The organism is Bradyrhizobium sp. AUGA SZCCT0177, from assembly GCF_018130125.1.
Taxonomy (GTDB): domain Bacteria; phylum Pseudomonadota; class Alphaproteobacteria; order Rhizobiales; family Xanthobacteraceae; genus Bradyrhizobium.
Genome location: NZ_JAFCMA010000049.1, coordinates 13,125 through 32,001, shown reverse-complemented (window position 1 = coordinate 32,001; position 18,877 = coordinate 13,125). Strand labels below are relative to the sequence as shown.

20 protein-coding genes are annotated in these 18,877 nt (G+C 63.8%); 3 read left to right on the top strand and 17 right to left on the bottom strand.

The window, feature by feature from the left end; translation table 11 throughout:
* The first annotated feature begins 3 nt into the window (after window positions 1-3).
* A complete protein-coding gene (locus JQ597_RS34945; protein WP_212269946.1) occupies window positions 4-1,128 on the top strand; it encodes a serine/threonine protein kinase in 1,125 nt (374 codons plus the stop codon).
* Here the strand turns inward: JQ597_RS34945 and JQ597_RS34940 are convergent.
* From JQ597_RS34940 to yajC, 5 genes are all read right to left on the bottom strand, one after another.
* A complete protein-coding gene (locus JQ597_RS34940; protein ID WP_212269945.1) occupies window positions 1,125-1,988 on the bottom strand; it encodes a phytoene/squalene synthase family protein in 864 nt (287 codons plus the stop codon). The genes JQ597_RS34945 and JQ597_RS34940 overlap by 4 nt on opposite strands.
* Window positions 1,985-2,380, bottom strand: a complete 396-nt coding sequence (locus tag JQ597_RS34935) for an Mth938-like domain-containing protein (protein WP_212269944.1) — start codon at window positions 2,378-2,380, stop codon at window positions 1,985-1,987. The genes JQ597_RS34940 and JQ597_RS34935 overlap by 4 nt, the downstream gene beginning before the upstream one ends.
* A gap of 45 nt (window positions 2,381-2,425) precedes the next feature.
* Window positions 2,426-3,427, bottom strand: coding sequence for a protein translocase subunit SecF (gene secF, locus JQ597_RS34930; RefSeq protein ID WP_212269943.1), 1,002 nt, complete (start codon window positions 3,425-3,427; stop codon window positions 2,426-2,428).
* 122 nt (window positions 3,428-3,549) lie between these two features.
* A complete protein-coding gene (gene secD / locus JQ597_RS34925) occupies window positions 3,550-5,154 on the bottom strand; it encodes a protein translocase subunit SecD (protein WP_212269942.1) in 1,605 nt (534 codons plus the stop codon).
* A gap of 39 nt (window positions 5,155-5,193) precedes the next feature.
* Complete coding sequence (gene yajC / locus JQ597_RS34920) at window positions 5,194-5,559, bottom strand: preprotein translocase subunit YajC (RefSeq protein WP_211996710.1); 366 nt, start codon at window positions 5,557-5,559, stop codon at window positions 5,194-5,196.
* A 178-nt stretch (window positions 5,560-5,737) separates the two neighbouring features.
* On the opposite strand from yajC, the gene JQ597_RS34915 reads away from it, so the two are divergent.
* Window positions 5,738-6,709, top strand: coding sequence for an ATP-binding protein (locus tag JQ597_RS34915; RefSeq protein WP_212269941.1), 972 nt, complete (start codon window positions 5,738-5,740; stop codon window positions 6,707-6,709).
* A 174-nt stretch (window positions 6,710-6,883) separates the two neighbouring features.
* Here the strand turns inward: JQ597_RS34915 and JQ597_RS34910 are convergent, their stop codons facing one another.
* Together JQ597_RS34910 and JQ597_RS34905 are read right to left on the bottom strand one after the other, a co-directional pair.
* Window positions 6,884-8,263: a peptidoglycan DD-metalloendopeptidase family protein gene (locus JQ597_RS34910; protein ID WP_212269940.1), complete on the bottom strand. Its 1,380-nt coding sequence runs from the start codon at window positions 8,261-8,263 to the stop codon at window positions 6,884-6,886.
* A gap of 110 nt (window positions 8,264-8,373) precedes the next feature.
* On the bottom strand, window positions 8,374-9,018 hold the full coding sequence (locus JQ597_RS34905) for a protein-L-isoaspartate(D-aspartate) O-methyltransferase (RefSeq protein WP_409363352.1): 645 nt from the start codon (window positions 9,016-9,018) through the stop codon (window positions 8,374-8,376).
* Between the two features lie 256 nt (window positions 9,019-9,274).
* On the opposite strand from JQ597_RS34905, the gene JQ597_RS34900 reads away from it, so the two are divergent.
* On the top strand, window positions 9,275-9,652 hold the full coding sequence (locus JQ597_RS34900) for a response regulator (RefSeq protein ID WP_212269939.1): 378 nt from the start codon (window positions 9,275-9,277) through the stop codon (window positions 9,650-9,652).
* Between the two features lie 173 nt (window positions 9,653-9,825).
* On the opposite strand, the gene surE is transcribed toward JQ597_RS34900, so the two are convergent.
* From surE to JQ597_RS34850, 10 genes are all read right to left on the bottom strand, one after another.
* Window positions 9,826-10,593: a 5'/3'-nucleotidase SurE gene (surE, locus tag JQ597_RS34895; RefSeq protein WP_212269938.1), complete on the bottom strand. Its 768-nt coding sequence runs from the start codon at window positions 10,591-10,593 to the stop codon at window positions 9,826-9,828.
* A 91-nt stretch (window positions 10,594-10,684) separates the two neighbouring features.
* Complete coding sequence (locus JQ597_RS38580; protein WP_212269937.1) at window positions 10,685-11,215, bottom strand: hypothetical protein; 531 nt, start codon at window positions 11,213-11,215, stop codon at window positions 10,685-10,687.
* A gap of 11 nt (window positions 11,216-11,226) precedes the next feature.
* Window positions 11,227-12,561, bottom strand: a complete 1,335-nt coding sequence (serS, locus tag JQ597_RS34885; protein WP_212269936.1) for a serine--tRNA ligase — start codon at window positions 12,559-12,561, stop codon at window positions 11,227-11,229.
* A gap of 148 nt (window positions 12,562-12,709) precedes the next feature.
* On the bottom strand, window positions 12,710-13,537 hold the full coding sequence (gene tatC, locus JQ597_RS34880) for a twin-arginine translocase subunit TatC (protein WP_211996703.1): 828 nt from the start codon (window positions 13,535-13,537) through the stop codon (window positions 12,710-12,712).
* On the bottom strand, window positions 13,534-14,055 hold the full coding sequence (tatB, locus tag JQ597_RS34875) for a Sec-independent protein translocase protein TatB (RefSeq protein ID WP_212269935.1): 522 nt from the start codon (window positions 14,053-14,055) through the stop codon (window positions 13,534-13,536). Before tatB ends, tatC begins: the two co-directional genes overlap by 4 nt.
* Window positions 14,056-14,194: 139 nt before the next feature.
* Window positions 14,195-14,434 carry a twin-arginine translocase TatA/TatE family subunit gene (locus JQ597_RS34870; RefSeq protein ID WP_192739514.1) on the bottom strand — a complete coding sequence of 80 codons (240 nt, stop codon included), beginning with the start codon at window positions 14,432-14,434 and terminating at the stop codon, window positions 14,195-14,197.
* Window positions 14,435-14,664: 230 nt separating this feature from the next.
* On the bottom strand, window positions 14,665-15,396 hold the full coding sequence (gene scpB / locus JQ597_RS34865) for an SMC-Scp complex subunit ScpB (RefSeq protein ID WP_212269934.1): 732 nt from the start codon (window positions 15,394-15,396) through the stop codon (window positions 14,665-14,667).
* A gap of 21 nt (window positions 15,397-15,417) precedes the next feature.
* Window positions 15,418-16,248 (bottom strand): segregation and condensation protein A, encoded by an 831-nt coding sequence (locus JQ597_RS34860; protein ID WP_212269933.1) that lies wholly within the window; start codon window positions 16,246-16,248, stop codon window positions 15,418-15,420.
* Window positions 16,245-17,267 (bottom strand): beta-N-acetylhexosaminidase, encoded by a 1,023-nt coding sequence (gene nagZ, locus JQ597_RS34855; RefSeq protein WP_212269932.1) that lies wholly within the window; start codon window positions 17,265-17,267, stop codon window positions 16,245-16,247. Before nagZ ends, JQ597_RS34860 begins: the two co-directional genes overlap by 4 nt.
* A gap of 47 nt (window positions 17,268-17,314) precedes the next feature.
* Window positions 17,315-18,775, bottom strand: a complete 1,461-nt coding sequence (locus tag JQ597_RS34850) for an SPOR domain-containing protein (protein WP_212269931.1) — start codon at window positions 18,773-18,775, stop codon at window positions 17,315-17,317.
* Between the last annotated feature and the right edge of the window lie 102 nt (window positions 18,776-18,877).

Below are 18,877 nucleotides of genomic sequence, written 5' to 3'. Positions count from 1 at the left end.
ATCATGGCTTTGCCAAAGGATGACGCCGCGATTCTGTCGGCGCGATGGACCGAAGGCGTGCTGCTGAAGCGCGACGTGTTTTCGACCGTCGAGCGCGGGCGCTTCAAAAGCGACGCCGGCGAGGTCGATGCGGTGTTGCGCCGGCTCGATCAGGTGCCGGTATGGTCTTATCTCCTCGCCCGACATTTGTTCGCCCGCGAGCGCCGCGCGCTGGCGCTGGCGCGCGACCTGAATGTCGGCCCGAAGCTGCTGTGGGCCGGCCGGCAGGCACTGGTGCGCGGCTTCATCGATGGCGTCGCGCTGCAGATGGCCAAGCCCCACGGCGACCTCGGCTATTTCCGCTCGGCCAAGCTGGCGCTTCGAAAGCTGCATCGCGCCGGCATCTGCCATAACGATCTCGCCAAGGAGCAGAACTGGCTGCGCGGCAGCGACGGGCAGGCCTATCTCACCGATTTCCAGCTGGCCGCCTGCTTCAAGAGCCGCAGCCGGCTGTTTCGCATCGCGGCCTACGAGGATCTGCGGCACCTCTTGAAACACAAGCGCAGCTACGCGCCTGCAGCGCTGACGCCGATGGAACGCAAGATCCTGGCGCGCAAATCCGTCGTCGCCAGCGTCTGGCTGATGACCGGCAAGAAGGTCTATCAGGCCATCACCCGCGGCCTGTTCAATTTCACCGATCGGGAGGGCGGCGGCCGTCGCCTGGTCAATGACGCGCCCGTGCTGATCGAGATGATCCGGAAGAACCCCGACGTGCGCGACACGGCTATCGTCGCCTTTGCTGACCGCCGCACCGGCGTCGGGCTCTATGCGTTCGTCGAGGCCGATCAAGTCTCGCTCGAAAAGCAGCTGCGCAGCGAGCTTTCGTCCGCCAAGGGCGTCAAACCGCCGGAGCATATCCAGGTCGTGCACGCGCTGCCGCGCGACAGCGCCGGCAAGCCTCGCACCGAGATCCTGCAGCTTGTCGCGATGAACCAGCTGGACCTAATCGAGCCGATGATGAAGAACGACACCGACCGCGCTTTCCTGAAGGACATTCTGGAGAGCCGCAAGAATTTGCGGGACCGGTTCAATTTTGAAGCGGCCGATATGGACTCGCCGTCGGGCGCATCTACGCGAGCAAATTCCTAGCCGCCGAACTCCGGCGAGCGCGACGCGCGCCACAGCGTCCACAGCGTCCGCAATCGCGACGTGGTCTTAGGCACGAACGGATCGGAATCGGCCCGCGACATCCGCTTCAGGTCGCGGCGGACCAGCGCCAGCGGCAGGAATACCGGCCTCACCTCCGTCGGCACGCCGGCGAGCAGTTCGAAGGCGGTTTCCAGATGCTCCCGCGCCTCGCCGATCAGCTGGTCGATCGCCGCACGCGCCTGCGGCGTCTGTTTGCCAGTAAACACCTCTTCCACGCCACTGCCGTGTTGCTGCAGCAATTGCAGCGGCAGGAACAGCTGGCGCCGCGCCGCATCCCACGGCAACTTCTCGATCACCTGCACCAGGCCCTGGGCGAAACCGGCGTGGCGCGCGAGGTGATCGACCGCTTCCGAAGGCCGCGCCGCGATACGCCCGGCCAGCGAAAACAGCGCCGACGAGGTGTCGTTGATGTAGCCTTCGAGTGCTGCCATCGACGGCATCGGGTCGTTGTAGAGATCGAACTGGTGTTCGTCGATCAGGCGGGACAGCGGGTCGACCGGCAGGCGGTTGTCGCGGATCACCTGCAGCAGTTCGGCCGCGACCGGGTTGCCTTCGATGCCGCCATGGCCCGCGCCGGCCAGCATGTCGGTCCACCATTGCAGCCGCATCTCGCCGGGCAGCGGCTGGCTGACCTGCTCGCGCACCCGTGAAATCTCCGCGTTAAAAGCGTAGATCGCGAGCAGCGCGCGGCGCTGGGCCGCCGGCATGAACAACGTCGACGCGTAGCGGACGAAATCATGGGTGCGCACCAGGTCGGCGCAGAAGCCGGCGGAATCCTTAGGTGCCTCGCTTGCGCTCATGGCACCGCGATCAGCGCGGCGGCAACGCGCCGGCGCTCACCCATCATGATGTTGTAGGTGCGGATCGCCGGCCCGGTCTGCATCGAGTCCAGCACCACCCGCACAGCACGCAACGCCTCGCGCAAATGTTTGGGCGGAATCCAGACGTCGGTGCCGGTGCCGACGACCAGGGTGTCGATCGCATTGGCCGATTTGAAGACGCGCGCCAGCGAGTACTCATCGATTTCGCTGGGCTTTGTAACATCCCAGGCCCAGATGCCGTCCGGCAGGCACAAAAGCGAGCCGCGATGCGACATGTCGGCGAACGCAAAACCGCCCTTGCCGTAGGCCTCGATCGGCGCCGACCTCGGAAAATGCGGTACGTCCGAGGAACCAGTGTTTTGATTAGGCATGATCACGTCCGAAAACCGGCTCCCACTTTTCGGGATCATGCCGGCCTACTTCTTTGCAGGCTTCTCCGGCGCGTCGCGGTGCTCGCCGACGCCGAGATAGATCAGGATCGGCGCCGCGATGAAGATCGAGGTGTAGGTGCCGACCAGCACGACGCCGAACATCATGACCGCCGTGAAGCTGTGGATCGCGTGCCCGCCGAACAACAGCAGCGCCAGCAAGGCCAGCGTCACCGTGACGTGGGTGATGATCGAGCGCGACAGCGTCGAATTGATGGATTCATTGAGCAGTTGCGGCATCGGCATCTTCTTGTAACGCCGCAGCATTTCCCGGATCCGGTCATAGATCACGACCGTGTCGTTCAGGGAGTAGCCGAGAATCGTCAAGAGCGCCGCGATACTGGTGAGGTCGAAATCGACCTGGGTGAGCGACATGAAGCCGATCGTCAGCACGATGTCGTGGACGTTGGCGATCATGGCGCCGAGCGCGAACTGCCATTCGAACCGGAACCAGAGATAGATCAGGATCGCGAAGATCGCGAGCATCAGGCCGAGCATGCCGTAAGCCAGCAATTCGCCGGAAACGCGAGGTCCGACCACTTCGACGCGGCGATACTCCACGCTGTCGCCGAGGGCGGTGCGGACTTTCGTCACCGCATCCTGCTGCGCCTTGTCGCCGCCGGGCTGCTCGGCAACCCGGATCAGGACGTCGGCCGGACCACCAAACTGCTGAAGCTGCACCTCGCCGAGGCCGAGATTGCTCAAGGTCGCACGCATCGTGGCGATGTCGGCGGAGCCCGACTTGGACTGCACCTCCAGCAACGTTCCGCCCTTGAAGTCGATGCCGAAATTCAGGCCGTGGGTGAAGAACAGGATGATCGCCACGATCGAAAGCGCCGCCGAGATCGGAAAGCTGATACGGCGAAAGCGCGTGAAATCGAAATGCGTATCGTCGGGGACGATCCGCAGCGGCGGCAGCAGATCGAATATGGCGACCACGGTAAGCACGGCAATCAGAATGCCCAGCCCGATGAGGACGTATTGTGTCAAAGCTGGCTCCGCATTCTCCGCGCGAACATGATCCAGCGTAGCTGGATCATGTTCGTCGCTCTATTTTCGTTTGGAAGCATGATCTGTTCCGAAAACCGGTGTCCACTTTTCGGGATCATGCTTCAGATTGGCACGGTCTTCGGCCGCTTCCATCGTACCCAGCCGGCGACGATCAGGCTGGTCAGGGTAAACGCGGTGAACACGGTGGTGATGATGCCGATGCCGAGTGTCACGGCGAAGCCGCGCACCGGCCCGGTGCCGATATAGAACAGCACCGCGGCGGCGATGAAGGTCGTGATGTTGGAGTCGAGAATGGTCGACAGCGCGCGCCTGAAGCCGGCGTCGATCGCCGAAATCGCGGTTCGGCCGCCGCGCAACTCTTCGCGGATGCGCTCGTAGATCAGCACGTTGGAGTCGACAGCGATACCGACCGTGAGCACGATGCCGGCGATGCCCGGCAACGTCAGCGTGGCGTTCAGCAGCGACAGGATGCCGAAGATCATGGCGACGTTGATGGCGACTGCGATATTGGCGAACACGCCAAACAGCCGGTACGTCACCAGCATGAACACGATGACCAGGATCGACCCGACATAGGCCGCAAGCTCGCCCTTCTCGATCGAATCCTGACCGAGGCCCGGACCGACGGTGCGTTCCTCGATGATGGTCAGCGGCGCAGGCAGCGCGCCGGCGCGGAGCAGAATCGCCAGGTCGTTGGCGGCCTGCACCGTAAAGTTGCCGGATATCTGTCCGGAGCCGCCAGTGATCGGTTCCTGGATGACCGGCGCCGAGATCACCTTGCCGTCCAGCACGATCGCGAACGGCTCCTTGACGTGTTCTGTTGTCGCCGCCGCGAACTTCCGTGATCCGGAGCTGTTGAACTTGAATGAAACGATCGGCTGGTTGGTGCGCTGGTCGAAGCCCGGCTGGGCGTCGATCAGGTCACCGCCCGAGACGAGCACCTGCTTCTTGATCACATAGGGCTGCGGATACTGCGGGTCGGCGCTGGGCAGCAACTCCGAGTCCGGCGGTACGCTCCCCCGTTGCGCCTGGTCCGGCGGCACCGTCAGATCGACCATCCGGAATTCCATCTTGGCGGTCTTGCCAAGAATGTCCTTCAGTCGGGTCGGATCTTGCAGGCCCGGCACCTGCACCAGGATGCGGTCGATGCCCTGACGCTGGATCAAGGGTTCCACCGTTCCAAGTTCGTTGACGCGGCGCTCGACGATCTGGATCGATTGTTCGACCGACTGGCGGATGCGCTCCGTGACCGCGGCCGGAGGCACTGTCAGCCGGATCACCCCACCGCCACCGTCAGTAACCTCAAGGCCACGCTGGCCGCTCGACCCTAATAGGCCGCCAAGTGGTTGCGACAGTTCGCGCAGTTTGGTCAGCGCGGTCTGCGCATCGGTGTCTTTGGTGATGCGCACTTCGACGACATCGGCACGGGCACTGAGGCCGGTATACTGGATCTTGGCCTCACGCAGCACACGGCGGACGTCGTCGCGCACCTGGTCGAGCTTTTCCTTCTTGACGTAATTGGAGTCGACTTCCAGCAGCAGCGACGAGCCGCCCTGCAAGTCGAGGCCGAGCACGATGTGGCGCTGCGCCCATTTCGGCCAGGTCTTTACCTTGGCCTCGGGGAAGAAATTCGGAACGGCGCACAGGCACACCACCAGCGCGGTCAGAATGATCGCCAGCGCCTTCCACCGCGTGAAATACAACATCGAGTTGACCCGTCAGATCAGGAGTATGCAGAGCGCAAATCAGCTCGCGGACGTCTCGTCCTTGGCGGTTTCGGCCTTTTCCTTGGCCGGCTCCCCCTTGGCGCGAACGCCGGAGATCATCTGCCGCATCTGGCGCACGCGAACGCCGTCGGAAATCTCGAACTCGATCTGGTCGTCATCGACAACCTTGGTCACCTTGCCGACCAGGCCGCCGGAGGTCACGACGGTGTCGCCGCGCCGGATGTTTTTCACCAGTTCGGCATGGTCCTTTATCTTCTTCTGCTGCGGACGCAGAATCAGGAAGTACATGATGACGAAGATCAGCGCGAACGGCAGCAGCGACATCAACATGCTGTTGGCATCGCCACCGGCTGCAGCCTGGGCGTACGCAGGGGTAATCAGCATTCGAACAATCCTCGTGAGACGGGAAACGACCGGCGACGCAAGCGTCTGGCCGGTCCGGGCAAATTCGCGCGGACTATAGCGGCGGCCGTCCCAATTGCAACGCTGCCAGCCCCCTCATTTAGGCCGCTTGCGGGAGCTTCCAAGGCCCGTTATGGCTGCGCGGTCAGGAACAGGGAAAATGTCGAAAAAGCCCAAGAAAACAGCGGCTCGCGCCACCTCCAAAGCAGCCCCGCGGAGGACTGCGAAAACCGCGACAAAACGTCCGGCAGCCCCCTCCAAAGACGCCACCGCCGAGCGCATCGCGGACGCGCTGGAGGCCATCGCGAACCACCTTTCCGCGGCCTCCCCGGCGACCTCGGGGCCTGAGTCGTTCGGGGCTGCGGACGCCTTCGTCTGGCACCCGGACGGGCGGCTGGCGCCGGTGCCGCGCGTCAGCCGGGTCGACCTCGGGTTGCTCAAGGGGATCGACCGGATGCGCGACATCCTGATCGAGAATACCGAGCGGTTTGCCGACGGCCTGCCGGCCAACAACGCGCTGCTGTGGGGCGCGCGCGGCATGGGCAAGTCGTCGCTGGTCAAGGCCGCGCATGCCGACATCAACCTCAAGCGCAAGCCGGCCGAAAAACTCAAGCTGATCGAGATCCATCGCGAGGATATCGAGAGCCTGCCGGGCCTGATGGACCGGGTGCGCAGCTCTTCGTTCCGTTTCATCGTGTTCTGCGACGACCTCTCCTTCGACGGCAACGACGCCTCCTACAAATCGCTCAAGGCGGTGCTGGAAGGCGGCATCGAGGGACGCCCGGACAATGTAATCCTCTACGCCACCTCGAACCGGCGGCATCTTCTGGCGCGCGAGATGATCGAGAACGAACGCTCGACCGCGATCAATCCCGGTGAAGCGGTCGAGGAAAAGGTCTCGCTGTCGGACCGCTTTGGTCTGTGGCTCGGCTTCCACCGCTGCAGCCAGGACGAATATCTGGCGATGGTCCGCGGCTATTGCGGCCATTACGGCATCAAGCTTGCCGATGAGGAACTGGAGCGCGAAGCACTGGAATGGTCGACGACACGCGGCTCACGCTCGGGGCGCGTCGCCTGGCAGTTCACGCAGGAGCTGGCGGGACGGCTGGGTGTGCGGCTGACGGAGAAATAGTTCGTTACGCGCAAACAGCACACGACTGTCGTCCTCCGCGAAAGCGGGGGACCCAGTACGCCGCAGCCTCTCGGCTCAATCACGCGTCTCTGGAATACTGGATCACCCGCTCCAGTGCGCAATTGCGCACAAGGCGGGCGACGACAGTTCTGGATGTGGACGCTCTTGAGCGCCTCACGCCCCGTTCAGGAATTGAAGCGGGTCAACCGGTGAAGATCCTTTGCGGATCTCGAAGTGGAGTTGCGGCGACCCCACCTCACCCGACTGACCCGACTTGGCAATGATCTGGCCGCGCTTGATCGTGTCGCCGCGCTTCACCATCAGCTCACTCGCATGGGCATATGCGGTGACGTAACCGTTGGAGTGCCGAACCAGAATGAGATTGCCGTAGCCCTTCAATTCATTGCCCGAGTAGGCGACGACGCCGTCTTCGGCAGCCTTCACCGGGGTACCTTCCGGCACCGCCAGATTGATGCCGTCATTGGCCTTGCCGTTGGTCTTGGCGCCGTAGGTCGTGATGACCTTGCCGCGTACCGGCCAGCGGAAGGTCGGCAGCGCGCCAGTGGCTTCGCTGGACTTGACCGCCGGCGCTTCGGTCGGTTTTTCCTCGACATTGACGGTCGACTGCGCCAGGCGCGCGCTTTGCGGCTGTGCGGCGGGTGTCAACGGCTTGGCGGCAGGCGCTGCGACCGCTGCGACTTGCTGCACCGGTGCAACCGGCTGCGCCGCAGGTGCGGCGGCGGTCTTGGCGCCGGGCACGGTCAGCTTCATGCCGAGGCTGAGCTTGGCCGATGTGTCGAGGTTGTTGGCCTTGGCGAGATCCGCCACCGGAAGGTTGTTGCGGCGTGCAATGCTCATCAACGTATCGCCGCGATTGACGACGTGTACGCTCGACGGCCCTGCCACGGCCGCGACCGGCTTGCTGACCGGCGGCGCTACCGCCGGCGCGGGCGCGGCGGCGACGGCCTGGCGCGGGATGATCAGTTGCTGGCCGGGCGATAGCGCGCGCGGTCCCTTGTAACCATTGGCCTGCAGGATCGCGGCCGGCGAAACGTTGTAGCGCTTGGCCAGGATGTCGAGCGTGTCGCTGGTACCGACGATGATCGTGGTGCCGCCATGTGCGGGCGCAGCGGCAACCGAGCGCGGCGCAACGGTGGCGGTGGTCTCAAGCTTGGGTTGACCCGGCGGGGTATAGGACGAAAGCCCGCGGCCTCCTCCCGACACGCCGTTGCCTGCGGCCTGATAGGACCGCGGCGCCGTGACCACGGGCGGCGGTGGCGGCAAGGCCGACGACTGGTATTGCGACTGATACTGCGGAGCCTGGGCTTGCGGCCGCGCATATTGCGGCAGTTCGCGACGCTCGACCTGGGGCGCCGGCGCCTGCTGCACCGTACCGGTCGCGTCCGGCTGATAGTTGAACGGGTTTGATAAAGTGTTTTGGGACAAGCGCGTCTGCATATCGGCGCTGCAGCCGGCAAAGCCAACCGACATCAGCGTCAGCACCGCAATCTGCGGCATGCGACGCGAGCGAAGTAACTCGGCGACACGGGACATGGTTACTCACTTGTACGCAACAAAATACTCTTTTGAGTAAACACGTCCCGAGTAAATAACCGCTTAACCCTTCAAATAAGATGTTGGCGGAAACCGCCAATCCCGTGCTTCTACAGTTCGCGGGCAATTCCCGGCAGTGCCGGCACGAAGCGCACGTCGACCAGCGCCTTGCGATCGAACCCTGCGTCAGTCCTCGTGACGCGCACCAGCGTCTGGACGCCCTGATGCGGCCCCACCGGCGCGAGCAGGATGCCGCCCGGCTCCAGCCGCGCCAGCAGCTGTTCGGGAATTTGCTCCATTGCCGCGGTCACGATGATGCGGTCGAAATCCCCCGCACCAGCAGGGATATCGAAACCGTCGCCAAGCAGGACCTCGATATTGTCGTAGCCCAGCTTTTCCAGCCGGGCGCGCGCGCTGTCGGCCAGCGTCCGGTACCGCTCCATGGTCAGGACATGCTTGCAAAGCCGGGACAGGACCGCGGCCTGGTAACCGGAGCCGGTGCCGATCTCGAGCACCTTATGTTGCTTCTGCAGCTGCAATTGCTCGGTCATGTAGGCGACCACGAAGGGCTGGCTGATGGTTTGCCCGCACGCGATGCCGAGCGCGCTGTCGCGATAGGCATGGCCGCGATCGGCAGCGGTCACGAACGTCTCGCGCGGCACCTCTTCCATGGTGCGCAGGATGGTCTGGTCGCTGATCCCCCGCCGCCGCAGGGTCAGCTGGAACATCATCTTTTCGGGCGGTTCTTGCGACATTAGCGACTCAAGGGTCACGGCTGGCCATTCATCTAGTGCTTCGGCAGAGATTGGATGCAATAGCCACCAGAGCTTTAAGGAAGAATTTCCTCAAAAATGGGTTCCGATCGCGGAACCAGGGTCCGGAAGCAGCGTTAGAGCCCGGAAAATCGGACTCTTGACGGGTGGGCCGCAGGCCTTGGCCTATCCCATCTTGTCGTTGCGCCGACTGGTGTTATTTGCGAACCTTGAGCTCGGGAAGGGCAAGGATTCCATCATGATGGCGACGCGGCCGCAGGGCTGTTCAGTGTTTCTCGTCGAAGACGAAGTCATGATCCGGATGATGGTGGCCGACATGCTCGAAGAGCTCGGCTACAGCGTCGCCGCCGAGGCCGGCGAAATCGGCGAAGCCGTCAAGCTCGCCCAATCGACCGACTTCGATCTCGCCATCCTCGACGTCAACGTCAACGGCAAGGTGATCACGCCGGTGGCCGAACTGATCAAGGCGCGCAACCGCCCGTTCATTTTCGCGACTGGCTACGGTTCCTCCGGCCTGCCCGAGGAATATCGCGACCGCCCGGCCCTGCAAAAACCGTTTCAGCTGGAAACGCTGGCGCAGATGATCAACAGCGCGCTGAAGAGCGCTGCGGCTTAGCCGCATATAACCGCTGTCGTCCCGGCGAAGGCCGGGACCCATACGTCGCGTCCCATCGTTTGCCCCGGGCAGCAAATACCAAGCGTCACAATCATCGCCGGTGTTTATGGGTCCCGGCCCCCCGTGCGCAATTGCGCACCAGGCCGGGACGACGACGGAGGACTGCCTTCGTCTCACTTCAACGTCGTCGTCAGTGCTTCCGAAAACGCTTCATCGGTGCGGTCGAGCCGCAGCGGCGTCACTGAGACGTAGCGCGCGGCCAATGCGGCGAGATCGGTGCCTTCGGCCGGCGTGTCCAGCACCGCGGCGCGTTCGAAGCCGATCCAGAAATAGGGGTTGCCGCGGCCGTCGTGACGCTCGTCGACTTTCAGGAAACCGAGATTGCGCTTGCCCTGCCGCGTGACGCGGATGCCCTTGACCTGGTCGGGGGTGCAGGCCGGAAAGTTGACGTTGATCACGGTGTTCTTGGGCACGCCGGCGTCGATCACCTTGCGCACGATATCCGGTCCGAATTTCACCGCCGTGTCCCACAGCGGCGCGTGGCGCGTGTCGATGGAAAATTCCTGGCTCAGCGCGAATGACGGGATGCCCAGAATGGTGCCTTCCAGCGCGCCCGCAATGGTGCCGGAATAGACCACGTCCTCGGCGACGTTGCGGCCCTTGTTGACGCCGGACAGCACGAGATCAGGCAGCTTCTCGCCGAGGATGTGGCGCGCGCCCATGATCACGCAATCGGTCGGCGTGCCGCGCACTGCAAAGTGTCGGGGGCCAACTTCGCGCAGCCGCAGCGGATCGTTCAGCGACAGCGAATGCGAGACGCCGGATTGATCGAGTTCGGGCGCCACGATCCAGACGTCGTCCGACAGCGCGCGGGCGATCTCCTCGACGACCTTCAGACCGGGAGCGTGAATGCCGTCGTCATTGGTGCAGAGAATGCGCATCCGTCAAAATGCCTTCTGGTTCGAGTCGAGGCCGGTTTCCGGGCGCCGTATTATCCGGCTATCGCCGCCGAGGCAAACCGCCAAAATACCGTCACTCTTTCATTCGGACCCGCCAGGGACGAACGAACTTGCCATGCCCCAGAAACCGCATCTGAAATTTTTCCAGCGCAGATTTTGCCGGATCGATCATTTCAGGCTCTTGCGGGAGTAGTTCTGCAGGCGTCGTGATTTGCACGGGCGCCGGCGTTTTTCTAACCGGCTTGATCGATGTGATGACCGGAGCCGCTACGATGGGCGGAGCCGAAGCAACGGGCGTCGCTGGCGGAACCGGTTGAGCCTCCGGAACTGCCGCCAATGCGGCCCGCTGCGCTGGGGTGGCCGCCGCCGGCGGCGACGTCACGCTGCCCGGAGGAAACCGCTTTCGCGCCACCTCGAGCCCCTTGTCGAAATCCGCGACGTTGAGCCATTCCTTGGCGCGCGTGGTTTCGATCAGCGCCTCGTCCCACAATTGCGGGACCTCGATATCAAAGAAGCCCTTCAGCTTTTGGTCGATCAACTGCATCCCGAGGCCGGTGACAGCCCATTGCCGGCCGATCCAATGGATGTCGCGATGCAGGGCCATTTTCGACTTTGCTATTTGTCGTGCTCGATCACTTTGAGGCCGCCCATATAAGGTTGCAGCACGTCGGGCACCGCAATCGAGCCATCCTGTTGCTGATAGGTTTCCATGACCGCAATCAGCGCGCGGCCGACCGCAGTGCCGGAACCGTTCAGCGTATGCACGAAACGCGGCTTGCCGTCGGGCCCGCGATACCGTGCATCCATGCGCCGCGCCTGGAAATCGCCGCACACCGAACAGCTGGAGATTTCGCGATAAGCACCGCCGTCGCCCTGCCCCGGCATCCACACTTCGATGTCGTAGGTTTTTTGCGCGGAGAAACCCATGTCGCCCGCGCACAGCGTCATGACACGATAATGCAGGTCGAGGCGGCGCAGCACTTCCTCAGCACAGGACAGCATGCGCTCGTGTTCGTCGCGGCTGTTCTCCGGCGTGGTGATCGAGACCAGCTCGACCTTGGTAAACTGATGCTGGCGGATCATGCCTCGGGTATCACGGCCGGCGGCACCTGCCTCCGCACGGAAACACGGCGTCAGCGCCGTGAGACGCATCGGCAATTCCTTGTCGTCGACAATGGATTCGCGGACGAGGTTAGTGAGCGATACTTCGGCCGTGGGAATGAGGCCAAGACGTTCACTCTTTAAGCGGCCATCATCCGGAGCCGCCAGCAGTTCGCCCTTGATCGCCCAGAACTGATCATCCTCGAATTTCGGCAGTTGCCCGGTGCCGAACATCACATCGTCGCGCACCAATAGCGGCGGATTGATCTCGCTGTAGCCGTGCTCATTGGTGTGGAGATCGAGCATGAATTGCCCGATCGCGCGCTCCAGCCGCGCGAGGCCTTTTTTCAGCACGACAAACCGCGCACCGGACAGTTTCGCCGCCGCCTCGAAATCCATATAGCCGAGCGCGCCGCCGAGATCGTCATGCGGCTTCGGCGCAAAACCGTAGGTGCGCGCCTTGCCGAACACCTGACGCTGCACATTGCCGTGCTCGTCGGCGCCGTCGGGCACTTCGTCGAGCGGCAGGTTCGGGATCGCGGCCAACTCTTTTGCAAGCTCGTCGTCCGCCGTCTTTGCCGCAGCTTCAAGCTCGGGCATCGTGGTCTTGAGTTCGGCCACCTCGGCCATCAACTTTGATGCACGCGCCTCATCCTTCGCCTTCTTGGCGTCGCCGATTTCCTTTGAAGCCGCATTGCGCCGTGCCTGCGCCTGTTCGGAGGCCAGGATCGCCGCGCGGCGCCTTTCGTCGATCGCCAGCAGCGACGGCGACAGCGGCGCCAGGCCACGGCGCTTCAGTCCGGCGTCGAAGGCTTGCGGGTTATCGCGGATCGATTTGATGTCGTGCATGGCCATATTCCTGCGTCATGGCCGGGCTTGTCCCGGCCATCCACGTCTTTGCTGCCTTAGAACAAGTCGTGGATGCCCGGGTCAAGCCCGGGCATGACGAATCATAGGCCGCCGTCGGGATGATAGGTGAAACGTAGGCGAAGCGGCCCTACTCTGCCGGATTGGCCGCGGGCGGCGGGGTCGCGGAGGGCGGCGTGCCGGTCGCGGCCTTGGCTGCGGCGGCGGCGCGCTTCTCCACCAGGGCGACCGCGAGGATCGAGCCTTCGTAGAGAACCAGCAACGGCAGCGCGAGCGAGGCCTGGCTCAGCACGTCGGGCGGCGTCAGGACGGCGGCGATGACAAAGGCGACCACGATGAAATAGCGCCGCTTTTCGCGCAGCTGTTTTGCGGTGAGGATGCCGATCCGGCCGAGTAGCGTCAGGATCACCGGCAGCTGGAACGCGATGCCGAAGGCAAAGATCAGCCCCATCATCAGCGACAGATATTCGCCGACCTTCGGCAACAGCTGGATTTGCGCGGTCTCGTCGCCGCCGGACTGCTGCATGCCGAGCGAGAAGCGCACCAGCATCGGCAGCACGATGAAATAGACCAGGAGCGAGCCGAGCACGAAGAAGAACGGGGTCGCCACCAGATACGGCAGGAACGCACCGCGCTCGTGCTTGTAGAGCCCGGGCGCCACGAATTTGTAGATCTGCGTCGCGATGATCGGGAATGAGATGAAGCCGGCGCCGAACAGCGCAAGTTTCAACTGCGTGAGGAAATATTCCAGCAGCGCCGTGTAGATGAACTTCGAATTCTCGGGGCCGGCGACCCAGACAAACGGCCACACCAGCACGTTGTAGATCTGCTTGGCGAAGAAGAAGCAGAAGATGAAGGCTATACCGAACGCCAGCAGCGCCTTGATCAGCCGCGAGCGCAGCTCGATCAAATGGTCCATCAGCGGCGCTTTGCTGGCCTCGATGTCTTCGTCGCTCATGACGCTTTGGCGTCCTTGAGAATATCCGGCGCCGGTGGCGCGATGTCCTGCTGCTGCGCGGCCTGAACTTCACGCGTAATCACCAGCGGCTCGGAAGCAGCCTGATGGGTTTCGGCCTCGACAAAGGTCTCGGCCGTCGGGGCGGCCGGCGTGGTCGGCGCGACGATTTCGGGCGTCACGGTTTCGCCGATCGAGGTTTCCACCTGCGAATTGACGGGCTTGTCGATGTCGCCGATCTGCAAGGCGCCGCCGACGTCCTTTTGCAGCGAAGTCATCAGATTGGTGGGAGACATGCCGGTCGCGACGTCCTTGACCTCGTCAAAGCTCTTCTTGAGGTCGGCCATTTCGGCCTCGCGCATCGCTTCCTGGAACTGGCCCTGGAATTCGGAGGCCATCTTGCGGGCCTTGCCCATCCATTGCCCGACCATGCGCAGCACGCCCGGCAGCTCTTTCGGGCCGATGGCGATCAGCGCGACAACCGCGATGACGACCAGTTCACTCCACCCGATGTCGAACATGAAAATTTCCGCTTACGCGACCCCGCCCCACCCAAATCTCAATAGCAAGATTTTGGGGCGGCCCACGTCTTTTCTCAACCGGCGTCCATGGCTTCACCGGACACCGGTCCGCGCCAGACGGGCGCCTACAACTAAACCGTCAAACAGCCTTGCTGCCGACATCGGTGCGTGCCGCCGTCGGCGCCGCATTGTGATCGATGGTCTTGGTCGGCTCGACCGCAGGCTTTTCCGCAGGCTTGTCATCGTCCTGCAAGCCTTTCTTGAAGGACTTGATGCCCTGCGCGACGTCGCCCATCAGGTCCGAAATCTTGCCGCGGCCGAACAACAGCAGGACCACTGCGATCACGACGATCCAGTGCCAAATACTAAGCGAACCCATCCTGCAACCCTCCAAAAGAGACGGCCGGCATCCGGCCCAAGCTTTGCCGGAAGGTAGGCCCGGGAGGTGTCAAAAACAAGGACCTACGCCGCGGCAAATCGCTGTCGCGACTACGTATTATTGCTACCGTTAATCCGGTTTCGAGGACTAACCGGCCCTTGGCGGAACAGGCTCCGAACCGGGCCCGTTCTACTTTGCATGGGGTTGTTTTCGATATTTTTGTCCGCGCCCTAGCCCTCGCTCGGCGTCTCCGGCTCGGCGGCCGGCGCCAGCAGGAGTTCCAGGGTGTCGCCGGCATCCAGCGGATCCTCGTCCTCTCGCAGCGCCACGTCGTCCGACGGGGTCGGAACGCTGAAGCCGGAAGGCAGCCGCGAATCCAGCAGGCCCGTGCCCTTCAGCTCTTCCAGGCCCGGCAGATCGCCGAGCGCTTCCAGGCTGAACTGCGACAGGAACCCGTCGGTGGTGCCGAACGTCAACGGCCGGCCCGGCGTCTTGCGGCGGCCGCGGGGACGGATCCAGCCGGTCTCCAGCAACACATCCAGCGTGCCCTTGGAGGTGATCACGCCGCGGATTTCCTCGATCTCGGCGCGCGTCACCGGCTGGTGGTAAGCGATGATCGCGAGCACCTCGATGGCCGCGCGCGACAGCCGCCGCGTTTCCGTGCTCTCCCGCGTCATCAGCCACGACAAATCGCCGGCAGTGCGGAACGTCCACTTGTTCGCGACCCGCACCAGATTGACGCCGCGCGTGGCGTATTCCGCCTGCAGTTGCGCCAAAGCGACCTTGACGTCGACGCCGTCGGGCATGCGCTTGGCCAGCGCCGCCTGATCGACCGGCTCGGCGGAGGCGAACAACAGCGCTTCCAGCAGCCGCAATTCTTCGGGCCGCGCTTCGGGCTCGTTCGTGGGATCGACGGAATGTTCCTCGGCTTCTTCCATTCGCTTTTCCGCGAGGCTCGCCATGGCTAGGTCTCCTTCTTCCACTTACTCGACCGAGAGATCCGAAGCGGACATCGCCCCGGACGCCTGCGGCTGACGCTTACGAAAATACAGGGGCGCGAACGCCTCTTTCTGGTTCAGTTCCATCTCGCCTTCCCGCACCAGCTCAAGCGCTGCGGCAAAGGTGGATGCAAATACCGTCGCCTTCTGCGAGGGATCGACGACATAGCTGAGGAGATACTCGTCGAGGCAGCTCCAGTCATCGGCCACGCCGACCAGCCGCTCCAGCGAGGCGCGCGCTTCCGACAGCGACCACACCGTGCGCTTGGCCAGATGCACCGTTGCCAGCACCTTCTGTTGACGCTGCGTGGCATAGGCCGTGAGCAGGTCGTACAGGGTCGCGGTGAATTTGGGGTGGCGGATTTCCGCGATCGATTCCGGATTGCCGCGCGGGAAAATATCGCGCTGGAACTGCGGCCGGTTCATCAGCCGGTTGGCTGCCTCGCGGATGGCTTCCAGCCGGCGCAGCCGGTTGGCGAGCGCGGTCGCCATCTCCTCGGCGCTCGGGCCGTCGGGCGTCGCCGGCTCGGGCAGCAGCAGCCGCGATTTCAGGAACGCCAGCCAGGCCGCCATCACCAGATAGTCGGCCGCCAGTTCGAGGCGAATCTTTCGCGCCGCCTCGATGAAGACGAGATACTGGTCGGCCAGCGCCAGGATCGAAATCTTGGACAGGTCGACCTTCTGTTGCCGCGCCAGCGTCAGCAACAGGTCAAGCGGCCCCTCATAGCCCTCGACGTCGACAACCAGCGAGGGCTCGCTGTCGGTGCCGTCAGCGGCGGGCCGTCCGGTCTCAAACGATAGAATCTCCGCCGTCATACCGTCCCTACCCGATTCATCAACGCGTCCAGTTCAGCCCGCGCCGCCTGCCGGTCGAGCGGCAGCGGCGCCTTTCGCGAGGCCAGCGCCCGGTTGGCGCGATTGAGGGCCTCGCCCGTCAGTTCCGGCGTCTCCGCTGCGACATCGCGCATCTCGTCGAGCTTGCCGTTGCAGTGCAAAACCATGTCGCAGCCGGCGTTGACGATGGCTCGAGTCCGCTCGGCGATCGATCCCGCCAACGCATTCATGGACACGTCATCACTCATCAACAAACCTTGGAACCCGATTACGCCGCGAATCACCTGCCGGATGATTGTCGCAGAAGTCGTCGCCGGATGGACGGGGTCTAGCGCGCTAAACACAACATGTGCGGTCATCGCCATCGGCAGGTCCGCCAGCGGTTGGAAGGCGGCAAAATCGGTCCGATCGAGCTCTTCCCTCGTCGAATCAACCGTCGGCAGCCGAAAATGGCTGTCCGCTGTGGCCCTTCCATGGCCGGGAATGTGCTTCAGGACCGGCAACACCCCGCCCTGCTCGAGCCCCTCGGTGACGGCGCGGGCGATCGCGGCGACCTTGCCCGGGTCGGTTCCATAGGCCCGGTTGCCGATAACAGCGTCGGCGCCGGCGATCGGCACGTCTGCGAGCGGCAGGCAGTCCACCGTGATTCCGAGGTCGATCAGGTCGGCTGCGATCAGCCGTGAACTCAAACGGGCGGCCTTGAAGCCCAATTGAGGGTCGATGTCGTACAACGCCCCAAAGACGGCGCCTGGCGGATAGACCGGCCAATGCGGCGGTCCGAGCCGCTGCACCCGCCCGCCTTCCTGGTCGATCAGGACGGGCGCCTCGGCGTTTCCGATCAAAACGCGTAATTCGCCAACAAGCGAAGCAGCTTGCGCGGGGGTCTCAATGTTTCGTTTGAATAGGATAAAGCCCCATGGCAGCTCGGCACGGATAAAAGCGCGCTCGTCGGCGCTCAATTCCAGTCCGGATATGCCTGTGATGAATGCGCGGCTGCTCATGGGGGCCGATTAGGCCCCTCACAGCTCCCGGGTCAAGGAAACGGCCGTTAATTCCTGAGGATGACGCACTGTCCGCCGGCGGTTTTCAGGTTGCCGCACAGCTGCGCCGCCTCCTCCTGAGAACCAAAGGGTCCGACCATCGAGCGGTAAACGACACCCTTTTCGCCGAGATCCGCCCGCCTGATCGAAGCCGAACGTGTCCCCAGCACGGATGGATACTTGCCCTGCAGCGCCCGGTAGGAAGCCAGCGCATCGGCCTCGTTCTTCTGCGAGGAGACCTGGACGAGGTATCCGACGCCGGAAGGCGCAGCCTGTGCCGGATTGGTTGCGGCGACACGGGTGGGCGCCGGATCGGGCGCTGCGCCGCCTTGCGGCGTCAACGCGAGCGGACCATTGGCGCTGGCGTTGGCGGATGACGGGTTGCGCGGCGCCGCGGCCGGGGCTGGCGCCGGCGCGGCCGTACGCGCAGCTGGCGCCGGCTTTGCGGCTGGCGCGGCAACCCCTGCAGGAACGCCACCGTTATCGGCGTCGCCCTTCACGGCAAGGGTCTTGATCTTGCGCGGTTCGTTGTTCGGCAGGGAGCCGTTCGCGGCGGTCGCGGGCGACGAAGCGGCCGGAGAGACGCTTGCGACCGAGGGCGGGCTGCCATTCTGGTTCAGCGGCGGAAACACCACGCGCGGGCCGGACCTGGAATTGACGTCGACCGGAGCCTCTTCACGCGAAACGATCTTTTCGCCGCCATCGCCGGGCACCATGCGGTCCGGTGTCTTGCCAGTGGCGCCCTCGCCGGGCGTCGCCATGACCTTGGTCGGGCTGTTGTCGGCCTTGATGATCGGCGGCTCGCCGCTGCGGGGTGAACCGACATAGGTTCGATAGGCGAAGGCAGCCCCCGTCCCGACCACAGCCAGCGCCAGCACCGCGGCGACCGTTATCAAGCCGTTGCTGCGCTTGCGGGGCGGCTCGGGCTCTTCCTCATAATCGCTCTGGTAGGCGTAGGGATCATCCGGAAAGGCCGGATCACGCGCATATTCATGCTGCCCGGATTCGAGCTGGCCATACAGCGCGTCGTCATACCGCGAAGGATCCACGGGCTGCTCAGCCGCGTATTGCTGCGCCGGCTCGTGATAGTCCTGTTCATGTGCCGCCGGCTGCTGAGCGGCGTAGCGGTGCAAGGGATGCACGGGGCTCGGCTGGTATTCCGGCTCCGGCTCTTCGTATTCCTGTTGCGGTGGCGGCGCATCGTGCCTGGCGCGCTGCATCCATGGCGGCGGGCTCGCGGCCACGCTGACCTCTTCCTCGTCCACGGTGTCGTATTGCGGACGCACGTTGGCCCGTGACTGCAGTGGGTGCGGGGTCTTGGTGCTGCCGTCAAACGGGTCGGACTGCCCGATCAGCCGCGCCAGCTCCGCCAGCGGATCGCTGTCGCCCCTCGCCGGGGCAGCCGGGTTCGCGCCGCGATCATCGTCGGCGTCGGAAGGAAAAGGTCGTTCCTGATATCGATCAGCCATCGTGAAGATGCATCCCCTTCGGGACAGCGCCAACCCGCCATGACCATACGAGCCATGAAATACGAATTGGCCCCTGCCAGATACCCTCACAATCCCCATTGT

Bases quoted from the DNA above. Each gene is read 5' to 3' on its own strand.
- JQ597_RS34915 (WP_212269941.1), top strand. From the start codon at position 5,738: ATGTCGAAAAAGCCCAAGAAAACAGCGGCTCGCGCCACCTCCAAAGCA.
- scpB (WP_212269934.1), bottom strand. From the start codon at position 15,396: ATGGCGAGCCTCGCGGAAAAGCGAATGGAAGAAGCCGAGGAACATTCC.
- secD (WP_212269942.1), bottom strand. From the start codon at position 5,154: ATGTTGTATTTCACGCGGTGGAAGGCGCTGGCGATCATTCTGACCGCG.
- surE (WP_212269938.1), bottom strand. From the start codon at position 10,593: ATGCGCATTCTCTGCACCAATGACGACGGCATTCACGCTCCCGGTCTG.
- tatB (WP_212269935.1), bottom strand. From the start codon at position 14,055: ATGTTCGACATCGGGTGGAGTGAACTGGTCGTCATCGCGGTTGTCGCG.
- nagZ (WP_212269932.1), bottom strand. From the start codon at position 17,267: ATGAGCAGCCGCGCATTCATCACAGGCATATCCGGACTGGAATTGAGC.
- JQ597_RS34935 (WP_212269944.1), bottom strand. From the start codon at position 2,380: ATGCCTAATCAAAACACTGGTTCCTCGGACGTACCGCATTTTCCGAGG.
- JQ597_RS34870 (WP_192739514.1), bottom strand. From the start codon at position 14,434: ATGGGTTCGCTTAGTATTTGGCACTGGATCGTCGTGATCGCAGTGGTC.
- JQ597_RS38580 (WP_212269937.1), bottom strand. From the start codon at position 11,215: ATGGCCCTGCATCGCGACATCCATTGGATCGGCCGGCAATGGGCTGTC.
- tatC (WP_211996703.1), bottom strand. From the start codon at position 13,537: ATGAGCGACGAAGACATCGAGGCCAGCAAAGCGCCGCTGATGGACCAT.
- serS (WP_212269936.1), bottom strand. From the start codon at position 12,561: ATGCACGACATCAAATCGATCCGCGATAACCCGCAAGCCTTCGACGCC.
- JQ597_RS34940 (WP_212269945.1), bottom strand. From the start codon at position 1,988: ATGAGCGCAAGCGAGGCACCTAAGGATTCCGCCGGCTTCTGCGCCGAC.
- JQ597_RS34850 (WP_212269931.1), bottom strand. From the start codon at position 18,775: ATGGCTGATCGATATCAGGAACGACCTTTTCCTTCCGACGCCGACGAT.
- yajC (WP_211996710.1), bottom strand. From the start codon at position 5,559: ATGCTGATTACCCCTGCGTACGCCCAGGCTGCAGCCGGTGGCGATGCC.
- JQ597_RS34910 (WP_212269940.1), bottom strand. From the start codon at position 8,263: ATGTCCCGTGTCGCCGAGTTACTTCGCTCGCGTCGCATGCCGCAGATT.
- JQ597_RS34860 (WP_212269933.1), bottom strand. From the start codon at position 16,248: ATGACGGCGGAGATTCTATCGTTTGAGACCGGACGGCCCGCCGCTGAC.
- JQ597_RS34905 (WP_409363352.1), bottom strand. From the start codon at position 9,018: ATGTCGCAAGAACCGCCCGAAAAGATGATGTTCCAGCTGACCCTGCGG.
- JQ597_RS34900 (WP_212269939.1), top strand. From the start codon at position 9,275: ATGATGGCGACGCGGCCGCAGGGCTGTTCAGTGTTTCTCGTCGAAGAC.
- JQ597_RS34945 (WP_212269946.1), top strand. From the start codon at position 4: ATGGCTTTGCCAAAGGATGACGCCGCGATTCTGTCGGCGCGATGGACC.